This is a genomic window from Pseudoalteromonas sp. NFXS53 (assembly GCF_056629255.1).
In genome coordinates, this window is sequence record NZ_JBWVBR010000006.1 from 104,752 (window position 1) to 121,294 (window position 16,543).

The 16,543-nt window shown below is 41.1% G+C and carries 15 protein-coding genes; 10 read left to right on the top strand and 5 right to left on the bottom strand.

Annotated elements, in window-relative coordinates:
- The first annotated feature begins 313 nt into the window (after positions 1-313).
- Positions 314-700: an MmcQ/YjbR family DNA-binding protein gene (locus tag AC1HJP_RS08590; protein WP_421965102.1), complete on the top strand. Its 387-nt coding sequence runs from the start codon at positions 314-316 to the stop codon at positions 698-700.
- 80 nt (positions 701-780) lie between these two features.
- On the top strand, positions 781-1,779 hold the full coding sequence (locus tag AC1HJP_RS08595) for an ATP-dependent 6-phosphofructokinase (RefSeq protein ID WP_480361458.1): 999 nt from the start codon (positions 781-783) through the stop codon (positions 1,777-1,779).
- Here AC1HJP_RS08595 and nhaD read toward each other — a convergent pair.
- Complete coding sequence (gene nhaD, locus AC1HJP_RS08600; protein ID WP_421965100.1) at positions 1,771-3,207, bottom strand: sodium:proton antiporter NhaD; 1,437 nt, start codon at positions 3,205-3,207, stop codon at positions 1,771-1,773. The two genes, AC1HJP_RS08595 and nhaD, sit on opposite strands and share 9 nt — an antisense overlap.
- A gap of 96 nt (positions 3,208-3,303) precedes the next feature.
- Positions 3,304-4,239: a polyprenyl-phosphate transporter gene (locus AC1HJP_RS08605; protein WP_480361459.1), complete on the bottom strand. Its 936-nt coding sequence runs from the start codon at positions 4,237-4,239 to the stop codon at positions 3,304-3,306.
- Positions 4,240-4,391: 152 nt separating this feature from the next.
- Here AC1HJP_RS08605 and AC1HJP_RS08610 point away from each other — a divergent pair, with 152 nt between their 5' ends.
- Positions 4,392-5,240 carry a DUF3530 family protein gene (locus AC1HJP_RS08610; RefSeq protein WP_480361460.1) on the top strand — a complete coding sequence of 283 codons (849 nt, stop codon included), beginning with the start codon at positions 4,392-4,394 and terminating at the stop codon, positions 5,238-5,240.
- 3 nt (positions 5,241-5,243) lie between these two features.
- Here AC1HJP_RS08610 and djlA read toward each other — a convergent pair whose 3' ends face one another.
- The 3 genes from djlA to AC1HJP_RS08625 are packed head-to-tail and all read right to left on the bottom strand — an operon-like array spanning position 5,244 to position 7,769.
- The gene (gene djlA / locus AC1HJP_RS08615) at positions 5,244-6,098 is read right to left on the bottom strand and encodes a co-chaperone DjlA (protein ID WP_480361461.1); all 855 of its coding nucleotides are present in this window, start codon (positions 6,096-6,098) and stop codon (positions 5,244-5,246) included.
- Positions 6,088-6,762: an N-acetylmuramate alpha-1-phosphate uridylyltransferase MurU gene (gene murU / locus AC1HJP_RS08620; RefSeq protein ID WP_480361462.1), complete on the bottom strand. Its 675-nt coding sequence runs from the start codon at positions 6,760-6,762 to the stop codon at positions 6,088-6,090. Before murU ends, djlA begins: the two co-directional genes overlap by 11 nt.
- Positions 6,759-7,769, bottom strand: a complete 1,011-nt coding sequence (locus AC1HJP_RS08625) for an aminoglycoside phosphotransferase family protein (RefSeq protein WP_480361463.1) — start codon at positions 7,767-7,769, stop codon at positions 6,759-6,761. Before AC1HJP_RS08625 ends, murU begins: the two co-directional genes overlap by 4 nt.
- Positions 7,770-7,857: 88 nt before the next feature.
- Here AC1HJP_RS08625 and lptD point away from each other — a divergent pair, with 88 nt between their 5' ends.
- From lptD to AC1HJP_RS08660, 7 genes are all read left to right on the top strand, one after another.
- Positions 7,858-10,107 (top strand): LPS assembly protein LptD, encoded by a 2,250-nt coding sequence (lptD, locus tag AC1HJP_RS08630; protein ID WP_480361464.1) that lies wholly within the window; start codon positions 7,858-7,860, stop codon positions 10,105-10,107.
- 17 nt (positions 10,108-10,124) lie between these two features.
- Positions 10,125-11,417, top strand: coding sequence for a peptidylprolyl isomerase SurA (surA, locus tag AC1HJP_RS08635; protein ID WP_138483301.1), 1,293 nt, complete (start codon positions 10,125-10,127; stop codon positions 11,415-11,417).
- Positions 11,418-11,424: 7 nt separating this feature from the next.
- On the top strand, positions 11,425-12,414 hold the full coding sequence (pdxA, locus tag AC1HJP_RS08640; RefSeq protein ID WP_480361465.1) for a 4-hydroxythreonine-4-phosphate dehydrogenase PdxA: 990 nt from the start codon (positions 11,425-11,427) through the stop codon (positions 12,412-12,414).
- Positions 12,414-13,220, top strand: a complete 807-nt coding sequence (rsmA, locus tag AC1HJP_RS08645; protein WP_138483305.1) for a 16S rRNA (adenine(1518)-N(6)/adenine(1519)-N(6))-dimethyltransferase RsmA — start codon at positions 12,414-12,416, stop codon at positions 13,218-13,220. The genes pdxA and rsmA overlap by 1 nt, the downstream gene beginning before the upstream one ends.
- A complete protein-coding gene (apaG, locus tag AC1HJP_RS08650; RefSeq protein ID WP_421965091.1) occupies positions 13,204-13,593 on the top strand; it encodes a Co2+/Mg2+ efflux protein ApaG in 390 nt (129 codons plus the stop codon). Before rsmA ends, apaG begins: the two co-directional genes overlap by 17 nt.
- 2 nt (positions 13,594-13,595) lie before the next feature.
- Complete coding sequence (locus tag AC1HJP_RS08655; RefSeq protein ID WP_480361466.1) at positions 13,596-14,393, top strand: symmetrical bis(5'-nucleosyl)-tetraphosphatase; 798 nt, start codon at positions 13,596-13,598, stop codon at positions 14,391-14,393.
- 113 nt (positions 14,394-14,506) lie between these two features.
- Positions 14,507-16,522, top strand: a complete 2,016-nt coding sequence (locus AC1HJP_RS08660; protein ID WP_480361467.1) for a HAMP domain-containing methyl-accepting chemotaxis protein — start codon at positions 14,507-14,509, stop codon at positions 16,520-16,522.
- Positions 16,523-16,543 lie beyond the last annotated feature (21 nt).

The window sequence follows — 16,543 nt, forward strand, 5'->3', positions numbered from 1 at the left end:
CACTCTTAAAATGGTATTTTATTCATTTTTTCATAACTAACTGATTTATAGTTAGGTTAAGTGAAATTTTAACTGGTCGTCATGGCGAGGCTTTAGCACGGTTTTTACACACAGGTTTTGTGAGTTTAAATAAAGACGTTTATTGACTATTGCTCATCACTCGAGCAAGCCGAGTTTTCCAGCTTATCAAGTTGTGTTAGTAAACTCAGTAAACAGACTAAAATGTTTTTTCCTAAGATTATTGTCTTTACGAATTAAGTGCTAAACTCAAACCATGTGGTTTTAATTAATAGTTACTTCAAGGATAAGAGCTATGAATAAACAAAGCGTACATGATTATTTGCAAAGTAAACCAGGCACGTTTATTACGCAGCCTTTTTCGCAGGATAGCGATGTTTACAAAGTGCAACATAAGATGTTTGCCACCCTTTACGAAGGTAAAGAAGGTCAACTAGACGAAAACAATGAGCCTGTTTTTTGGTTAAACGTTAAGTGTGATCCTGACGAGGCATTAATACTTAGAGATAAGTACGAATCAATTTTGCCGGGTTATCACATGAACAAACGTCTGTGGAACACGATTGTCCTTGATGGTACGGTACCTGAAGACGAAATCAAAAAGTTTATCGATGACTCTTATCAGATAGTTGTTGATAACCTGCCTACAGCTCAGAAAGAAGCGCTAGCGAATCTTTCATAACCTGAGTATACGTGTAATGGCCTCCCTCGTTATCTGACGAGGGCCATTTCACCTCCCCCCTTCGTATGAAGACTACCAATATGAAAAAAGTCGCTTTACTCACCAGTGGTGGTGATGCCCCTGGCATGAATGCAGCTATTCGTGCAATTGTGCTCAACTGTGAATATAACAATTTATCTTGTTTTGGTTTTTATCATGGTTATAACGGCCTAATCGAAGATCATCTGCTCCCTTTATCTAGCCAATTAGTTAATGCCGAAATAAAGAATGGCGGCACCCTATTAAAAAGTGCGCGTTGCCCTGCCATGATGACTGACACGGGTGTAAAGCAAGCATGTAATACGCTATTAAAGCACGAAATTGACGCCCTGATCGTCATTGGGGGCGATGGCTCATTTCATGGCTTATTAGCAATTAAGGCCCACTGGCATGGTCAAGTTATTGGCTTACCTGGCACCATAGATAATGACCTTTATGGCTGTGATAAAACCATAGGTTTTGCGACTGCGGTTAACACCGCAACGCAAGCAATAGATAAAATCAGAGATACCGCAAACGCATTTGATAGAGCTTTCATTGTTGAAGTAATGGGTAGACACAGTGGTCATATCGCCTTTCAAGTTGGCTTATCTTGTGGTGCTGAGAGTATTTTTTCATTCGAGAATTACAGCAATGAAAAGCATGACATCATACTCAAAAACCTAATTGATAAAATACAGAAACAACAGCTAAACCGCCATGCGAGTTATTTAATTGTACTAGCAGAGAACTTATGGCCTGGTGGTGCTAATGCCCTTAAAGAGCAATTAAAGTCTCAGGGTAACATTGAAAGTGCAATTTGCATTTTGGGTCATACGCAAAGAGGGGGAGATCCCGTCTCTGAAGATAGAGTGCTTGCCACTCAACTTGGACTACACGCTGTTGATGCCTTAATCAAGGGTGATGATAAGGTTATGCTTGGCTTGAGTGCAGCGCAACTAACCAAAACAGACCTAAACAAAGCTGTTTCGATAAACAAACCTGTGAGCGATGAACTAGTCAACGCTCACACAGGTCCACTCACCCACTATTTAAAATAGGTCAGCATTTAGCCATAAATGTAAAACAATACTTACTGCATACCCCAGCGCAATCACTGGGGTCCATTTAAGATGACCAAAGAAAGTATAATAGCCTCTAGCTTGCCCCATAAGCGCCACCCCTGCCGCTGAGCCAATCGATAACAAGCTGCCACCAACGCCTGCAGTTAAAGTAATTAACAACCATTGACCATGTGACATTTCTGGCTGCATTGTGAGAACAGCAAACATCACCGGAATATTATCGATAACAGCCGAGATGACACCAAGAAACACATTCGCAGCGGTTGTTGACCAACCTCCATAGAGTACTTCAGACATCAAGCTCAAATAGCCTAAGAACCCTAGCCCGCCTACACACATCACAATGCCGTAGAAGAACAATAATGTATCCCACTCCGCACGAGACACTTTACTAAATACATCAAACGGTACAACACTACCTAATCTGGCTAAACGCTCCTTGTCACCCTGCTGCTCTGCCAACGCTTTTTTGCGTGCCAAAGACCCCGGTAATGTCACTCTAAGGAAATAACCAAAAAACTGAAGATAACCTAGCCCCATCATCATGCCTAATACCGGTGGAAGGTGTAAGAAACTATGGCACGCAACTGCTGTTGCCACGGTAAATAAAAATAATGACAAAATACGTAAGGCACCGCGTTTTAATTCAACTTCCTCATAAGCCGCTGTTGGTTGTTTATTCTCAACATAAAAACTCATAATGGCCGCAGGAACTAAGAAGTTTGCTAAAGAAGGTATAAATAAGACTAAGAACTCACCAAAGGTCACCATACCAGCTTGCCAAACCATCAAGGTCGTAATATCTCCAAACGGGCTGAATGCCCCGCCGGCATTGGCTGCAATGACAATATTGATACAAGATATATTGATAAAGGGTTTATCACCTTCAGCCACTTTCATCACCACGGCACACATTAATAGTGCGGTAGTTAAGTTATCAGCAATGGGTGAAATAAAGAATGATAAAAAGCCCGTGATCCAAAATAGATTTTTATAGTTAAAGCCTTTGCGGATCATCCAAGCTCTTAAAGCATCAAAAACTCGGCGTTCTTCAAGGGCGTTGATATAGGTCATTGCTACCAACAAGAACAGCATCAGCTCTGCGAATTCGAGTAAATTATGTCTAAATGCCTCTTCGGTAACATGAGGGATATTTTCACTGACGTAAAAGCTGCCAATGAGGATCCAGATTAAACCTGCACCCACCAGCACAGGCTTAGACTTTCTCAAATGTAACTTTTCTTCCAACATAACTAAGGTATAAGCCAGAATAAAAATTGCGATTGCGGCAAAACCTACCGCAGAATTTGTTAGGTCTAAGTGAGCACCTGCTGCCCAAACCGAAGGAGTAAAGCTAGCTATCAAAGCTAATAGAAGTAGAAGTGTATAGCGCCGAAAGGACATGTTATTGCCTACTATGATAGTCAAAAGAGAGTATTTAAGTAGGCAATAAAATAGCACAACGGCAGTGATTACCAATTGTACAGAAGTCTATATTTACTATTTTTCCGCGGTTAGTTTTTCAATCGCTAAAATTAATACCAAACCAGTAATGGCGAGCGCAATACATAACAATGTCATTGGGTCTTGCCCATTTACTGTCGCAAATTCTGCAGGCGAAATATTTTGCTGCATAAGCGGCTTTTCAATGCCCTTTGAATTAGTGTAAGTCGTCAGCACTTGTTTCCATGGCCAAAGTAGATTCAAGGAGCCAACTAAAAAGCCTGCCAATAATGCAAAAGTTAACTGCTCAAAGCGGCTCAATAACCAAGCCAGAAAACGAGAGAAAACCATCAGGCCAACAACACAACCCATCAGGAATAAAGCAATTAACGCAAATTGTTTTTCTGTCACTGCAGTCAGAACATGGCCGTACATTCCCAGTAGCAATAGTATAAAGCTGCCCGAAATCCCTGGTAAGATCATCGCACATATGGCTATAGAGCCGGCAACAAAATAAAACCACCAACTCGGATTCGCTTCAGCAGGTGACATTGACGTAATAGCGTATGCGATTAACGCGCCTAAAAGACAACTTGTCACTGTCTTTAGGTTCCAAGCTTTAACTTGCTTTGCAACATAGATAAAAGAGGCAATGATCAAGCCGAAGAAAAATGCCCAAACAAGCAGTTTATGATGTTCCAGTAAGTAAGTGATCAGTTTTGCTAAAGAAGCGGCACTTGTTAATAGGCCAGCGAAAAGCGTCACTAAGAAGGTCCCGTCTATATAGCGCCAAGTGGCTTTAATACCTTCTTTTTTAAGTAATAAAAGTGCATCTAAATTAACACTTTTTATGGCATTTAATAGTCTGGTATAGATGCCAGTAATAAATGCTATCGTACCACCCGAGACGCCAGGCACGACATCAGCGGCCCCCATGCCTGCACCTTTCAAAAACAAAAATAAAAAGTCACGCTTACTTTGCAACTGCGACATAGTGTCCTTTTCTCCAAATCTAAACAGCGAGTCATATTATCCTAAATTGCTTTAGACAAGAACCACTCTCAGCTTCGATAAAGCAAATTATGTTTCTAAAGTTATGCTTACTTTGCCCGATAAAGTAACTATGTAAACCAATTAAAATCACTATGCCCTATTTTATTGCATTTATGATGTTGCTATTTGCCACACCTGCTATCAACGCAGCACCGAGTGAGCATGTAATGCCTACTGAACCCAAAGTGTGGCACCAACAAGATCTGAAAAATTATATAGATGCCAGTAATATCATTAATATAACGGTTAACGAGCAACCCTTAGATGTGTTATTTCAAACCTATATGAATGCAACCAAACGTGGCATTGTAATTATCTTACCTGATATTGGTCACTCACTTCTGTCCTCAAATGGAAGCCAATTTTTACAACAGGCCCTCGCAGATGATGGGTATGATACGTATATTTTGCCTTCTCCAGCAGTGTTATTTGAGTCTTTAGAAATACCTGACTTTACACAAGAGCAACAACCTAACCCATTTGCTAAAGCGGTGTTTTTTCAATCTGAAAGCATGCTAAATGAATACAAAAATGAGCTAGCAGCGCGTTTTCAAGCATTGACACAAGAGCTGAGCAAAATGCCTGATGAACATATTGTGGTTATAGCGCTCGGTACCAGTGCGGGCGTATTTGCAGAGCTGATATCAGAACAACCGCAACTTCCCGTTGATGCATTAGTCACTATCAGCGCGCATCTCCCCCATCCCAAACGCAATAAAGACTTAGCCGCTACATTTTCCCTTGTTAGCCCCCCTTTGCTAGATATTTTTTACAGCAATGATGGACCTGCGGTCACGCAGAGTATTTCGAACAGAAAACGCTGGGCAAAAAGAAACAGCAAGTACGATTACAGACAAAGGGAGCTGTTTGGGCTAAGTCACGAGCTGAGGCAACACCAAAGACTGAGAAAAGAAGTGAACGGATTTCTCAGTCATCTATAAATGTTACCTAGCCTTAAGAAATTCATATGCAGACTGGATATCCTGGCTTTTTTGTTTTGCAATTTCCATCATATGAGGCGGTAAGCCTTGCGAAACCAGCTTATCAGGATGATGTTGTGACATGAGTTTTCGATAGGCTCGTTTGATATCTTTTTCAGTGGCATTTTTAGTTAGGCCCAGCACAGCAAGCGCGTTGTCACGATTTAAAGATGGTGGTGTCGCTTTATGTCTATAATCAGATTGCTGCTCAGACTGATGGCTTGATTGATAGCTATGTTGCTGGCTTCGTTGTTTTCTAAATTGAAACTCTGCTTGATATCGGTTTAGTAAGAATTGAAAGTGTCTGCTTGATAAACCAAGCAAACGGCTTACTTGCTGTAAAAGTTGCTTTTCTTGCTCTGCTAAGTGACCGTCTGAAAACGCCATTTGAATTTGAATTTCTAAAAACAGCTGAAGTAAGTCATAACGACGGCCAAATACTTCTTTTACATCTCGAATTGACTCTTTTAATGAAAACTCGCTCGATTTTCCTGAACGAAATGCATTCTGTGCCTCTTTTCTCTCTTCACCATGTAAACCCATTTCATCCATAAATGCAGTGGCAGCTTGAATATGAATTTCACTGACTCGTCCGTTCGACTTTGCAATATGACCCATGACCGCAAAGCAGCTAGAGAAGAATAATGCTTGACGCTGATCTAACTCGCCTTTATCGAAAAAACCTTGAAAGCCACCGGCTTTGTCAAAGTCCTGCTTTAAGCTTTTATCAAATAAGTGGCCAAGCCAAAAACCAAGCGCAGCGCCAAGCCAACGACCAAACATAAAGCCAAAACACGTACCTAGTAGCTTACCCCACATATGCAGTTCCTAATTGCTTGTTGATTTCCTCAAGTCTTTCTGGCGTGCCAATATCCGACCATACATGCAAATATAACTCACGTGATACTCGCCCTTTTTCGATACCTTGTCTCAGTAGAGGTCCTAAAGCTAAAAACTGATTGCCGTAATCACTGAAAAAAGATTTGTGGTAAAGACCTATTCCTGAAAAGGTATACTTCTGTGCTTGGTTCGCTAACCCCAAAGTAAAGTCACCACCTGGGTGGTGCGCTGGGTTTTCGACTAAAACAATGTGTGCTTCAGCTTCTTGCAACACCAATTGAGTTAAAGCGTGTACATCGTAGTCAGTAAAAATATCTCCATTAATGACGATAAACTTATCACACGATTTACATAAAATTGGTAGCGCATTTATGATACCACCGGCCGTTTCTAAACCACCTTCAGGCTCATAGCTATACTCTATCTTGACGCCTAACTGGGAGCCACCACCAAAATATTGCACTATTTTGTCCCCTTGCCAGGCAAGATTAATGACTATATCTGTGATCCCAGCCGCTTTTAGGCGTTCGATATGGTATTCAATTAACGGTTTCCCATTTACTTCGAGCATGGGTTTAGGTAATTCAGCAGTCAAAGGCATCATACGTTTGCCTCTACCTGCTGCAAGGATCATTGCTTTCATGTCTGCGGCTCTAACTTACGCTTAACTGCAGGAATTATCTCATTGTCGAGCCAAGTTGCAAGCCATTGAAATTGTTCATACTGTTTACTTGTTTCACGTATATAATCTAATGTTGGTAAAATATTTTGTAGATACCCTGATTTGCCATCTCTCAGTAACAATCGGCAAAATATCCCTGCGGCTTTTAAGTGCCGTTGTAAACCGGTCAGGTGGAAGTAGTCGCAATATTGTCCAAATGATAAACCCGCTATCAAACCCTGTTTATAAAACAGCTCGTAGTTGTATTTAAGCAATTGTTCAAACTCATGCTCAGGTAAAGTGAAATAACAGTCTTTGAGCAAAGATACCGCATCATAACTGATTGGACCTTGAACAGCGTCTTGAAAGTCAATTAACGCCCACCCATCTGACGTTTTCATAATGTTTCTTGAGTGAAAATCCCGATGCATCGTCACTTGGGGTTGCTGAAGCATAACCTCGATTAAACTCATTTCCAGTTCATGCCACAGTCTTTGATAATCCGCCGATACACTTAAACCTAGCCATTTCTCGAGCAACCACTCTTTGAAAATATTGATTTCTAGACGTATAAAGTCAGCGTCGTACGGTTTCATCCATTGGCTAGGTGGGATAGAAGCAATTTGAGGTAACAAAGATAAAACGCCCTTGTAGTCTGTCACTCGACTATCCAAACTTAAACGATCTGCCAGGTGCTCAGCGCCCAAATCATTTAATAAGATAAAACCTGACTCGAGATTTGTAGCGAGTACTTGCGGCACAATGAGTCCCACCTTCGCAAAATCTTGCTGTAACCCGACGAACGGTCGGTTATCAATTAAATCTGCAGGGGAATCCATTAAAATCAGGTTTTTAGAGTCGGTTATGACCCTGTAATACTGCCTAAAGCTCGCGTCTGAAGTAATTGCATGAAAAGAAAAAGGCTGATCGCCTAAGTACTTTATTAGAAAGGCTTCTAATTGTGTTTTTCTGTTATCGTTCTTTATCACAATTTTACATTCTTAATTACTGAATTTAACTCTGTTTTACTTTATGATGTGCTGTCCTTGAAGTAACAACTGGTAAACAGGTTAATTAATGAACAAAGTTTGGCTAACCGTGGCACTATTTCCTCTCTGTCCTGCTGTGTATGCAGCTACAGAAATTGAAAGGCCTTTGCTTTGCCAAAATAATAATTTACCTCAGCAGTGGCAACCACTCACGGGTTTACCAAAAAACGCTATCGACATTCGTGCAGATCGAGTAAATATTAATAATACGTCGAGTGCGCAATTCGCTGGTAATGTTGTAATAAACACAGAGCAAATGCAACTATCTGCAAGTTCAGCTCTGTTTAACAAACAAAGCTTACAACTTAATGCCGAAGGGCCTCTAATTTATCAAGACCCTTACACCCTTGTTAAAAGCAACGGCTTGTTTGCAGATCTAAATAATTACCACATCGACTTAATGGGTGCTGACTATCAACTAACCCAACAACTCGGTCATGGTGGTGCAGCTCAATTATCTGCTCGCGACAATAGTATCGAACTACTGAATGCAAGCTTTACCACTTGCCCGTCAGATAAACCTTTTTGGTCCATCGAAGCCAGCACAATTAGCCTGTCGAAAACCGAAGGCTGGGGTGAAACATACAATGCGGTGCTCAGGATTTTAGACACGCCCGTTATTTATATCCCTTACTTTACTTTTCCAATTGACGATAGACGAAAAACCGGACTTCTAGCTCCAACCATATCAAGCTCTGAACGTTATGGTTTAGAACTCTCAACGCCATTTTATTGGAATATCGCGCCTAACTATGACGCAACTATCACACCGCGATATATGTCTAAAAAGGGCGTTCAAATTAACACTGAATTCAGGTACCTGACGCCTCACCACTCAGGCTTGTTTGCTATGGAGCTACTAGAAAAAGATGATTCAGAACCTGAATTAGAAGAGCGTTACTTGCTATTTTGGCAACAAAATAGCTACTTTAATGAAAATTGGCGCGCAAGCATTGATATTACCAACGTCAGTGACGATAACTATTTAACAGATTTAAATTCAGAATATGGTAATGTCACTGACACACAATTATACCGAACAGGTACTTTAAACTATCTCGGTGATATTTGGTCTGCACAATTGAAAGTGCAAAACTTTGAAGTACTAGGCGATCACCAAGAATCCTATGCTGCTCTACCACAACTCTCTTGGCACACTACTGATTCAATATCTTGGCAAGGCATTGATTGGTCGCTCATTGGTGAGTTTAGCCACTTTAAAAATGATGCGTTAGTGATTACAGACGCCTCAAGATTACATATTGAACCCAAAGCCAGTTACGCTATCAACGACACTGCTTGGTCATTTTTATCAGAAGCAAGCCTGCTACATACTTACTATCAACAAAATGGAAGCTTCAACGAAACACAATTTGATGAACGAGTAAGCAGGACTTTGCCGAAACTGAGACTGCATGCACAAATGAATCTTGAACGCGCAACTAAGTTAATTGTGGATAACGGCGTGCAAACGCTCGAACCTCAACTGCAATATTTATACGTACCTAAAAAAGATCAAGACAATATCGGTCTGTACGATACCACTAAAATGCAGGATGATTTTTCAGGCTTATTCAGAGAGCAACGTTTTTCGGGTGTTGATCGCATTGCCCAAGCTAACCAATTTACGATAGGTGCGACAACACGCATTTTTGATAATAAAAACCAAGAACGTTTTAATTTAAGTGTTGGGCAAATTGTTTACTTGGATAGTAATGTTAAGCCAACTCGCCAAAACCCATTGAATAAAACAAACTATAATGCCTTGTTTGCTGCAGAAAGCATGATACATTGGCATCGTAGGTGGTACTTGTCTGCTGGTATTCAATACGACGCTGACACCAAACAATTAATCCAATCTCACGCAACGATTGATTATAAAGGTGATAAAAATCAGCTTGTACAATTGAACCATCGTTATGCAAACGATGTCTCAGGATATGAAATAGACCAAATTGGTTTTTTTACCAGTGTGCCTCTAAACCAACAATGGCAATTTATTGCAAGTTATCATAGAGATTTAGTATCAAAGAGAAGTACTGAACTTTTTGCCGGTTTACAATATGAAAGCTGTTGTTGGGCAGTTCAGCTTACTGGTAATAGACAAATTCAAACCGATTTAAATAAAACAATTAACCAAGATGAGGCTCAGTTTGATACCAGCATTCGTCTTAACTTTGTACTCAAAGGGCTAGGTGGTAAATCAAGCTATGATGTAAGCCGATTACTACAACAGGGTATTTTTGGCTACCGTCGACCTTATTTTTTGAATAATTAGTAAAATAATAGAGCATTATGAATTTAAAAACGTTGTTAATCGCCGCCCTAATGGGGTTAGGTTTTAGTCAAGCAGCACTAGCTGAGCGGGTACAATTAGATAAAGTAGTCGCAACCGTCAATGACGGTGTTGTATTGCAGAGCGAAGTAAATAAAGTTATCTCTCGAGTAAAACAACAAGCAAAAGAGCAAAATACTCAGTTACCTTCTGATAATACACTACGTATACAGGCCATCGACAGGCTTGTTGACCAATCTCTATTATTGCAACTAGCTGAAAGAATGGGATTAGAAATCTCAGATGCTCAATTAGACCAAACGCTCGCAAATATTGCATCTGAACAAGGTGCAACAATCGCTGATTTAAGAAAATCAATCGAAGCGACCGGTGAGAGTTTCAAAGCCTATCGAGAAGAAATTAGGCAAGAAATCACCATCAGTCAGGTGCGACGCGCAAACGTCGACCGCCGTATCTATATTAACCCTCAAGAAATCGCTAATTTACAAACCATTCTTGAGCAGCAAACAGGTCAGTCTGAAGAATATGACATTGGCCATATTTTAGTAAAAGTGCCAAGCAAAGCATCTCCTGAAGAACTAGAAGATGCCAGAGACCGAGCCAATAACGTGATTAAGTTTCTTAACGATGGCAAAGACTTCAAACGCATTGCGATTGCCTCTTCTAGCGGCGCTAAAGCGCTTGATGGTGGTCAACTAGGTTGGATGGGGATCAATGAAATGCCTTCACTGTTTGCTGAAGCAGTTAAAGGTAAAAAGAAAGATGATATTATTGGTCCACTTCGTTCAGGCGCCGGCTTCCACATCTTAAAAGTACAAGATATTCGTGGCAGACAGGTGGTTGAAACCACTGAAGTACGCTCGCGTCATATCTTAATCAAGCCTTCTATTATCTTAAGTGAAGAGAAAGCGCGCTCAATGCTTGCTGGTTTTGTTAAAGACTTACGTGCAGGTAACGCTGACTTCGCAGAATTAGCAAAAGAACATTCTGAAGACCCGGGCTCTGCATTAAAAGGCGGTGAGTATGACTGGACAGATCCTACGACATACGTGCCTGCGTTTAGAGATACCCTACTTTCTTTAGATAAAAATGAAATCAGCGAACCATTTAGATCAACATTTGGTTGGCACATCGTTCAACTACTCGATAAGCGTGTTGCTGATAAAACTGATTTTGCTAAGAAAAATCGTGCTCATGGCATCCTCTATAACAGAAAGTTTCAAGAAGAAAGTTTGCGTTGGATGAATGAAATGCGAGAGCAAGCAAATATCGATGTTTTTCCTACTGAATAGGTAATATATGACCATTCGTATCGCTATAACACCGGGTGAGCCAGCTGGCATTGGCCCTGATTTAGTTATCAAGCTGGCACAAAAAGCGTGGCCTGTACAACTCGTCGCTGTTGTTGATAAAACTATTTTAGAAAAGCGCGCAAAGGAATTAGGAGAAACAATTAACCTAATTCCTTTTAAAGACAATGACACCCCTAGTTTAGCCCCCGCCGGTAGCTTATTTTATCTACAAATTGATAAAGGCGTTGAGGTTACACCTGGCGAGTTAAATGAAGCGAATGGTCAATACGTACTAGAGACGCTCAGAGTCGCATCTGAAAAGAATATGGACGGCACATTTGCCGCAGTTGTCACTGGCCCGGTTCATAAAGGTATCATCAACCAAGCAGGTATCTCTTTTAGCGGCCACACTGAGTTTTTTGCACAACAATCGAATACGCAAGATGTTGTTATGATGCTGGCTACTGAAGGATTAAGGGTGGCGCTTGTAACAACCCATATTCCATTGGCCTATGTATCAAGAGCAATCACGCACGACCGCCTTACAAAAGTCATCAATATTCTTAATCATGATTTACAGACCAAGTTTGGTATTAAACACCCAAAAATCTTAGTCTGTGGTCTCAACCCCCATGCCGGTGAAGGGGGTCATTTAGGGCGAGAAGAAATTGAAACGATTGAACCTGCGCTTGAATCACTGAATAGTCAGGGCATGACGCTTGTTGGTCCACTTCCAGCAGATACACTTTTTCAAGCGAAATATCTAGATAATGCCGATGCGGTGCTTGCAATGTATCACGATCAAGGCTTGCCTGTGCTAAAATACAAAGGCTTTGGTAATTCAGTGAACATTACGCTTGGTTTGCCTTTCGTTAGAACATCCGTTGATCATGGTACTGCTTTAGATTTAGCTGCCACAGGGCAGATAGAAGTTGGTAGTTTTGATTTAGCGATCCGCGAAGCTATTAAGCTCGCCTCAAAAAAAGCAATGAATTAATGACAGATAACGTACATTTAGGTCACAGAGCTCGTAAACGCTTTGGACAAAACTTTTTACACGATGACATGATCATCGACAAAATCGTCACCGCAATTGACCCTAAACCTTCAGATAACTTGGTTGAGATTGGCCCTGGTTTAGGTGCTATCACTGAACCTGTGACTGATTTAAGTGGTCAACTAACCGTTGTCGAACTTGATAAAGACTTAGCTGAAAGATTAACACAACATCCTTTCTTAGGGCCTAAGCTAACCGTTCATCAGGGCGATGCGATGAAATTCGACTTCGCAAGCCTTATCCGTGACGACGAGAAATTAAAAGTATTCGGTAACTTACCATACAATGTGTCTACGCCATTACTATTTCATTTATTTGAGTTTGTAGACAATATTGAACATATGCACTTTATGCTTCAAAAAGAAGTGGTTAAGCGTATGGTTGCAGGCCCAGGCTCTAAAGCGTTCGGTCGCTTAAGTGTGATGACACAATATTATTGTCATGCAATGCCGGTAATTGATGTGCCACCTGAATGCTTTAAACCAGCCCCTAAAGTTGACTCAGCAGTCGTTCGCTTAATTCCGAAAAAACCTGAGCAGCGAACAGCCAAAAGCACTAAGTTATTGAACACTGTATGCTTAGAAGCGTTCAATCAACGTAGAAAAACGCTGCGTAATAGTCTTTCAAACCTGTTAACAGCTGATGAGCTCACAGCCTTAGGCATCGACCCGTCATTACGTGCAGAAAGTTTATCTCTGACTCAATTTATTGATATCGCAAATTGGATTTATGACAACAAGCAGTAACTTAGGATCACCTATCAAGGTATCTGTAGAAACCATGTATGTTGAGCACCAATCTCAACCAGAAAAAGATAAGTATGTTTTTGCTTACACTATCACTATCAAAAATCATAGTTTGTGTAACGCAAAATTAGAGAGCCGCTACTGGCTTATTACTGACGCAAATGGCAAAGAAACTGAAGTTGAAGGCGAAGGCGTCGTTGGTGAGCGTCCGACCATTGCGCCTGGCGAATCTTATTCCTATACCAGTGGCGCAGTGCTAGACACACCGGTTGGCACGATGCAGGGGCACTATGTGATGAGAAATGAGTTTGGTACAGAGTTTCAAGCACCTATTGATGTCTTCAGGCTTGCTAGACCAAACATTCTTCATTAATCATGGCTAATTACGCAGTCGGCGATTTACAAGGGTGTTTTACACCCTTAATTAAACTGCTATCTGAAGTCGGGTTTAATCCAAGTAAAGATCACCTCTACCTTGTGGGTGATCTTATTGCGCGTGGACCTGACTCCCTCGCTTGCCTAGACTTTGTATATCAAAACCAAGATGCCTTAACCGTTACTCTTGGTAATCACGACTTACACTTTATCGCTTGCTACCTCCTCGGTAAGCAACCAAACCCAAAAGACAATTTAGCCCCCGTATTTTCAAGTAAATTCTGCGAACACTATGTTTCGTATCTAAGAACACAACCGCTCGCAGTATATCTAAAAGATCACTCGACCTTTCTCTCTCATGCCGGCATTCATCCGCATTGGAGTATCGAGCAGGCATTAAGTTATGCATATATTGCAGAGCAAAACTACCGAAGTGATGAAGCGAATATCTTCTTTGAAAATATGTATGGCAGTAAAGATCCAGCCTATACTCCAAGCAAAGACTTTTTAACAAACTTCAAAATCACTGTTAATGTTTTCACAAGAATGCGCTTCCTAGAGCAATCAGGAAACTTGAATTTTTTTGAAAAAGGCAGCCCTCAGCAAAGTACTCTAATACCTTGGTTTAGACATGAACGCTTTAAAAATGATAAAAATCGTTATGTTTTTGGTCACTGGGCTGCCCTTGAAGGGGTGACCCATGTTGAAAACATACTTGCTTTAGACACGGGTTGTGTCTGGGGTGGGAACATGACCCTAATGAACCTCGATACAGGTGAGCGATATTTGAGCAAATAATTTGTTAATCCTCCCTTTTTACTGAATTATTTTGCTACATCTGCTATAAAATACTTAACTTATCAGTTACCAGACCGATATATTTACTGTCTTAAGCAACTTACGGAATCGATATGAATTTCACTGTTAGTCAACGTATTTGGGGTGGGTTTATTTTCATCACCTTGTTACTCCTTATGATTGGGGGTAATTCTCTCCTGAGAATTGCAAATATTGACAGCTCATCTCAGCAAGTGAATAACCTTTCTCTGCCAGCATTAACAAATAGCTCTGAACTACAAGTAGAGTTCACACAGATGAGTAAACTCGCACAGAGTAGCTTCTTCGCAACCCAACCTTCAGAGCTAGCTCAATTGAAGTCTCAATTTGAAAAACGACAAGAAAACTTCAAAAACGCATACCGTCAGTTGGAACAGGTCGTACAAAGTAATCCAGATTTATCTCAACGCGCGCAGAAAGTAGGAGATACATTTAATAACTTTCTACCTACTGTAAATCTACTTCTAGACGATAAAGCCAGTACCCTGCAAATTAAAAAAGATTTGGTAACACAGCTTGAAGAAATAGAGTTAGCAGCAGAAGACGCAACAACGAGTGTGCTCGATATCCTAGACATCAGTGAACTAAAAGCGACTAGCCAAAGGGCTTTCCAAGCCGCATCAAGCCTTGAAAATCACTTTTCTAACTTAGTTACAAGCAGTAACGATCTAATTGCCGCTGATAACGCAAACACAGTTGACATTATTGCTAACGAGCAAAACTTTGCTATCAAAGAAATTGCTCGAAATATAGAGTTGATCAGAGGTCCGGTAAATTCTCTCGAACCTTCTTATTTAGAAGATTTAGAGGGGTATTATGGTGACTTGAAGCAGCAAGTAGAAGGTCAAACTGGTTTAGCTGGTAATAAACGTGCGTTATTACAAACCGAAGCTAAAACTCGACAGGCTGTTAACGATTCAGAATTGGCTACTGAGGCCGCATTAAAACAACTCTCTGAATTAGTAGCGTTAGCAAATGAAGTCGCTTTAGAACTACAGACTGGCGTGCGTGATGATGTGAGCGCAGCTAATTTATGGACTTGGGTTGGTATGCTTGCTGCGACACTTATCGCAGTGGGTGTTGCTTATGTGACCGTTCAACTTATTACCAAACCGCTTGCGGAAGTAAATAAGATCCTAACCATAGTGGCAAGCGGTGATATGACTCAACGCTTAGATGACAGTGCACAAGATGAATTCGGCGAGCTTTCACGAAGCTGTAACACGCTTATTACCAGTTTAAGAGAACTAATTACTGGTATTGTCTCCCGCTCTACTCAACTGGCTGCAGCTTCAGAGCAAACATCTATGATCACCACAGAATCTAGTCAGGCAATTAAGAGTCAGCAGGCCCAAGTCGAGCAAGCTGCAACAGCAACCACTGAAATGAGCAGTACCTCTCATGGTGTAAGTAACAGCGCTCATCAGGCATTGCTAGAAATCAAGAATGCAGATAAAGAAGCTGAGCGTGTGAAAGGTATTTCACATGAGAACAAGCAAACAATTGAGCAACTTGCTTCAGAAGTTGACGAAGCATCTCGTGTTATTAATAAGCTACATCAAGACAGTGCATCTATTGGTGGTATTTTAGATGTTATTCGAGGCATTGCTGAGCAAACTAACCTGCTTGCGCTAAATGCAGCCATCGAAGCTGCGCGTGCGGGCGAACAAGGACGAGGCTTTGCCGTTGTTGCAGATGAAGTTAGGTCACTGGCGAGCAAAACTCAAGAGTCTACTCAAGAGATCCAATCAATGATTGAATCTCTGCAAGCGGGTGCTGAAGAAGCAGTAAACGCTATGTCAAAAGGCAAACAACAAGCGGTTTCTTGTGTTGAACAGAGTGACTTAGCTAACGAAGCCTTAAACAGTATAACCCAAGCAGTTTCTCAAGCTCATGACGTCAGTGAAGAAATTTCAAATGCTGCTAACGAGCAACAACAAGTAGCCCAAGAGATCAGCGAACGTCTTGAATCCATTGTTGCTATCGCCGAGCAAACTGCTGAAGGTTCGAACCAGACTTCGATTTCAAGTTCAGAAGTCGCTAAGCTCGCTGAAGAGCTGAGGCAGTCTGTAGAACAGTTTAGAGTCTAGATAAAATTATGTCTTCAAAAG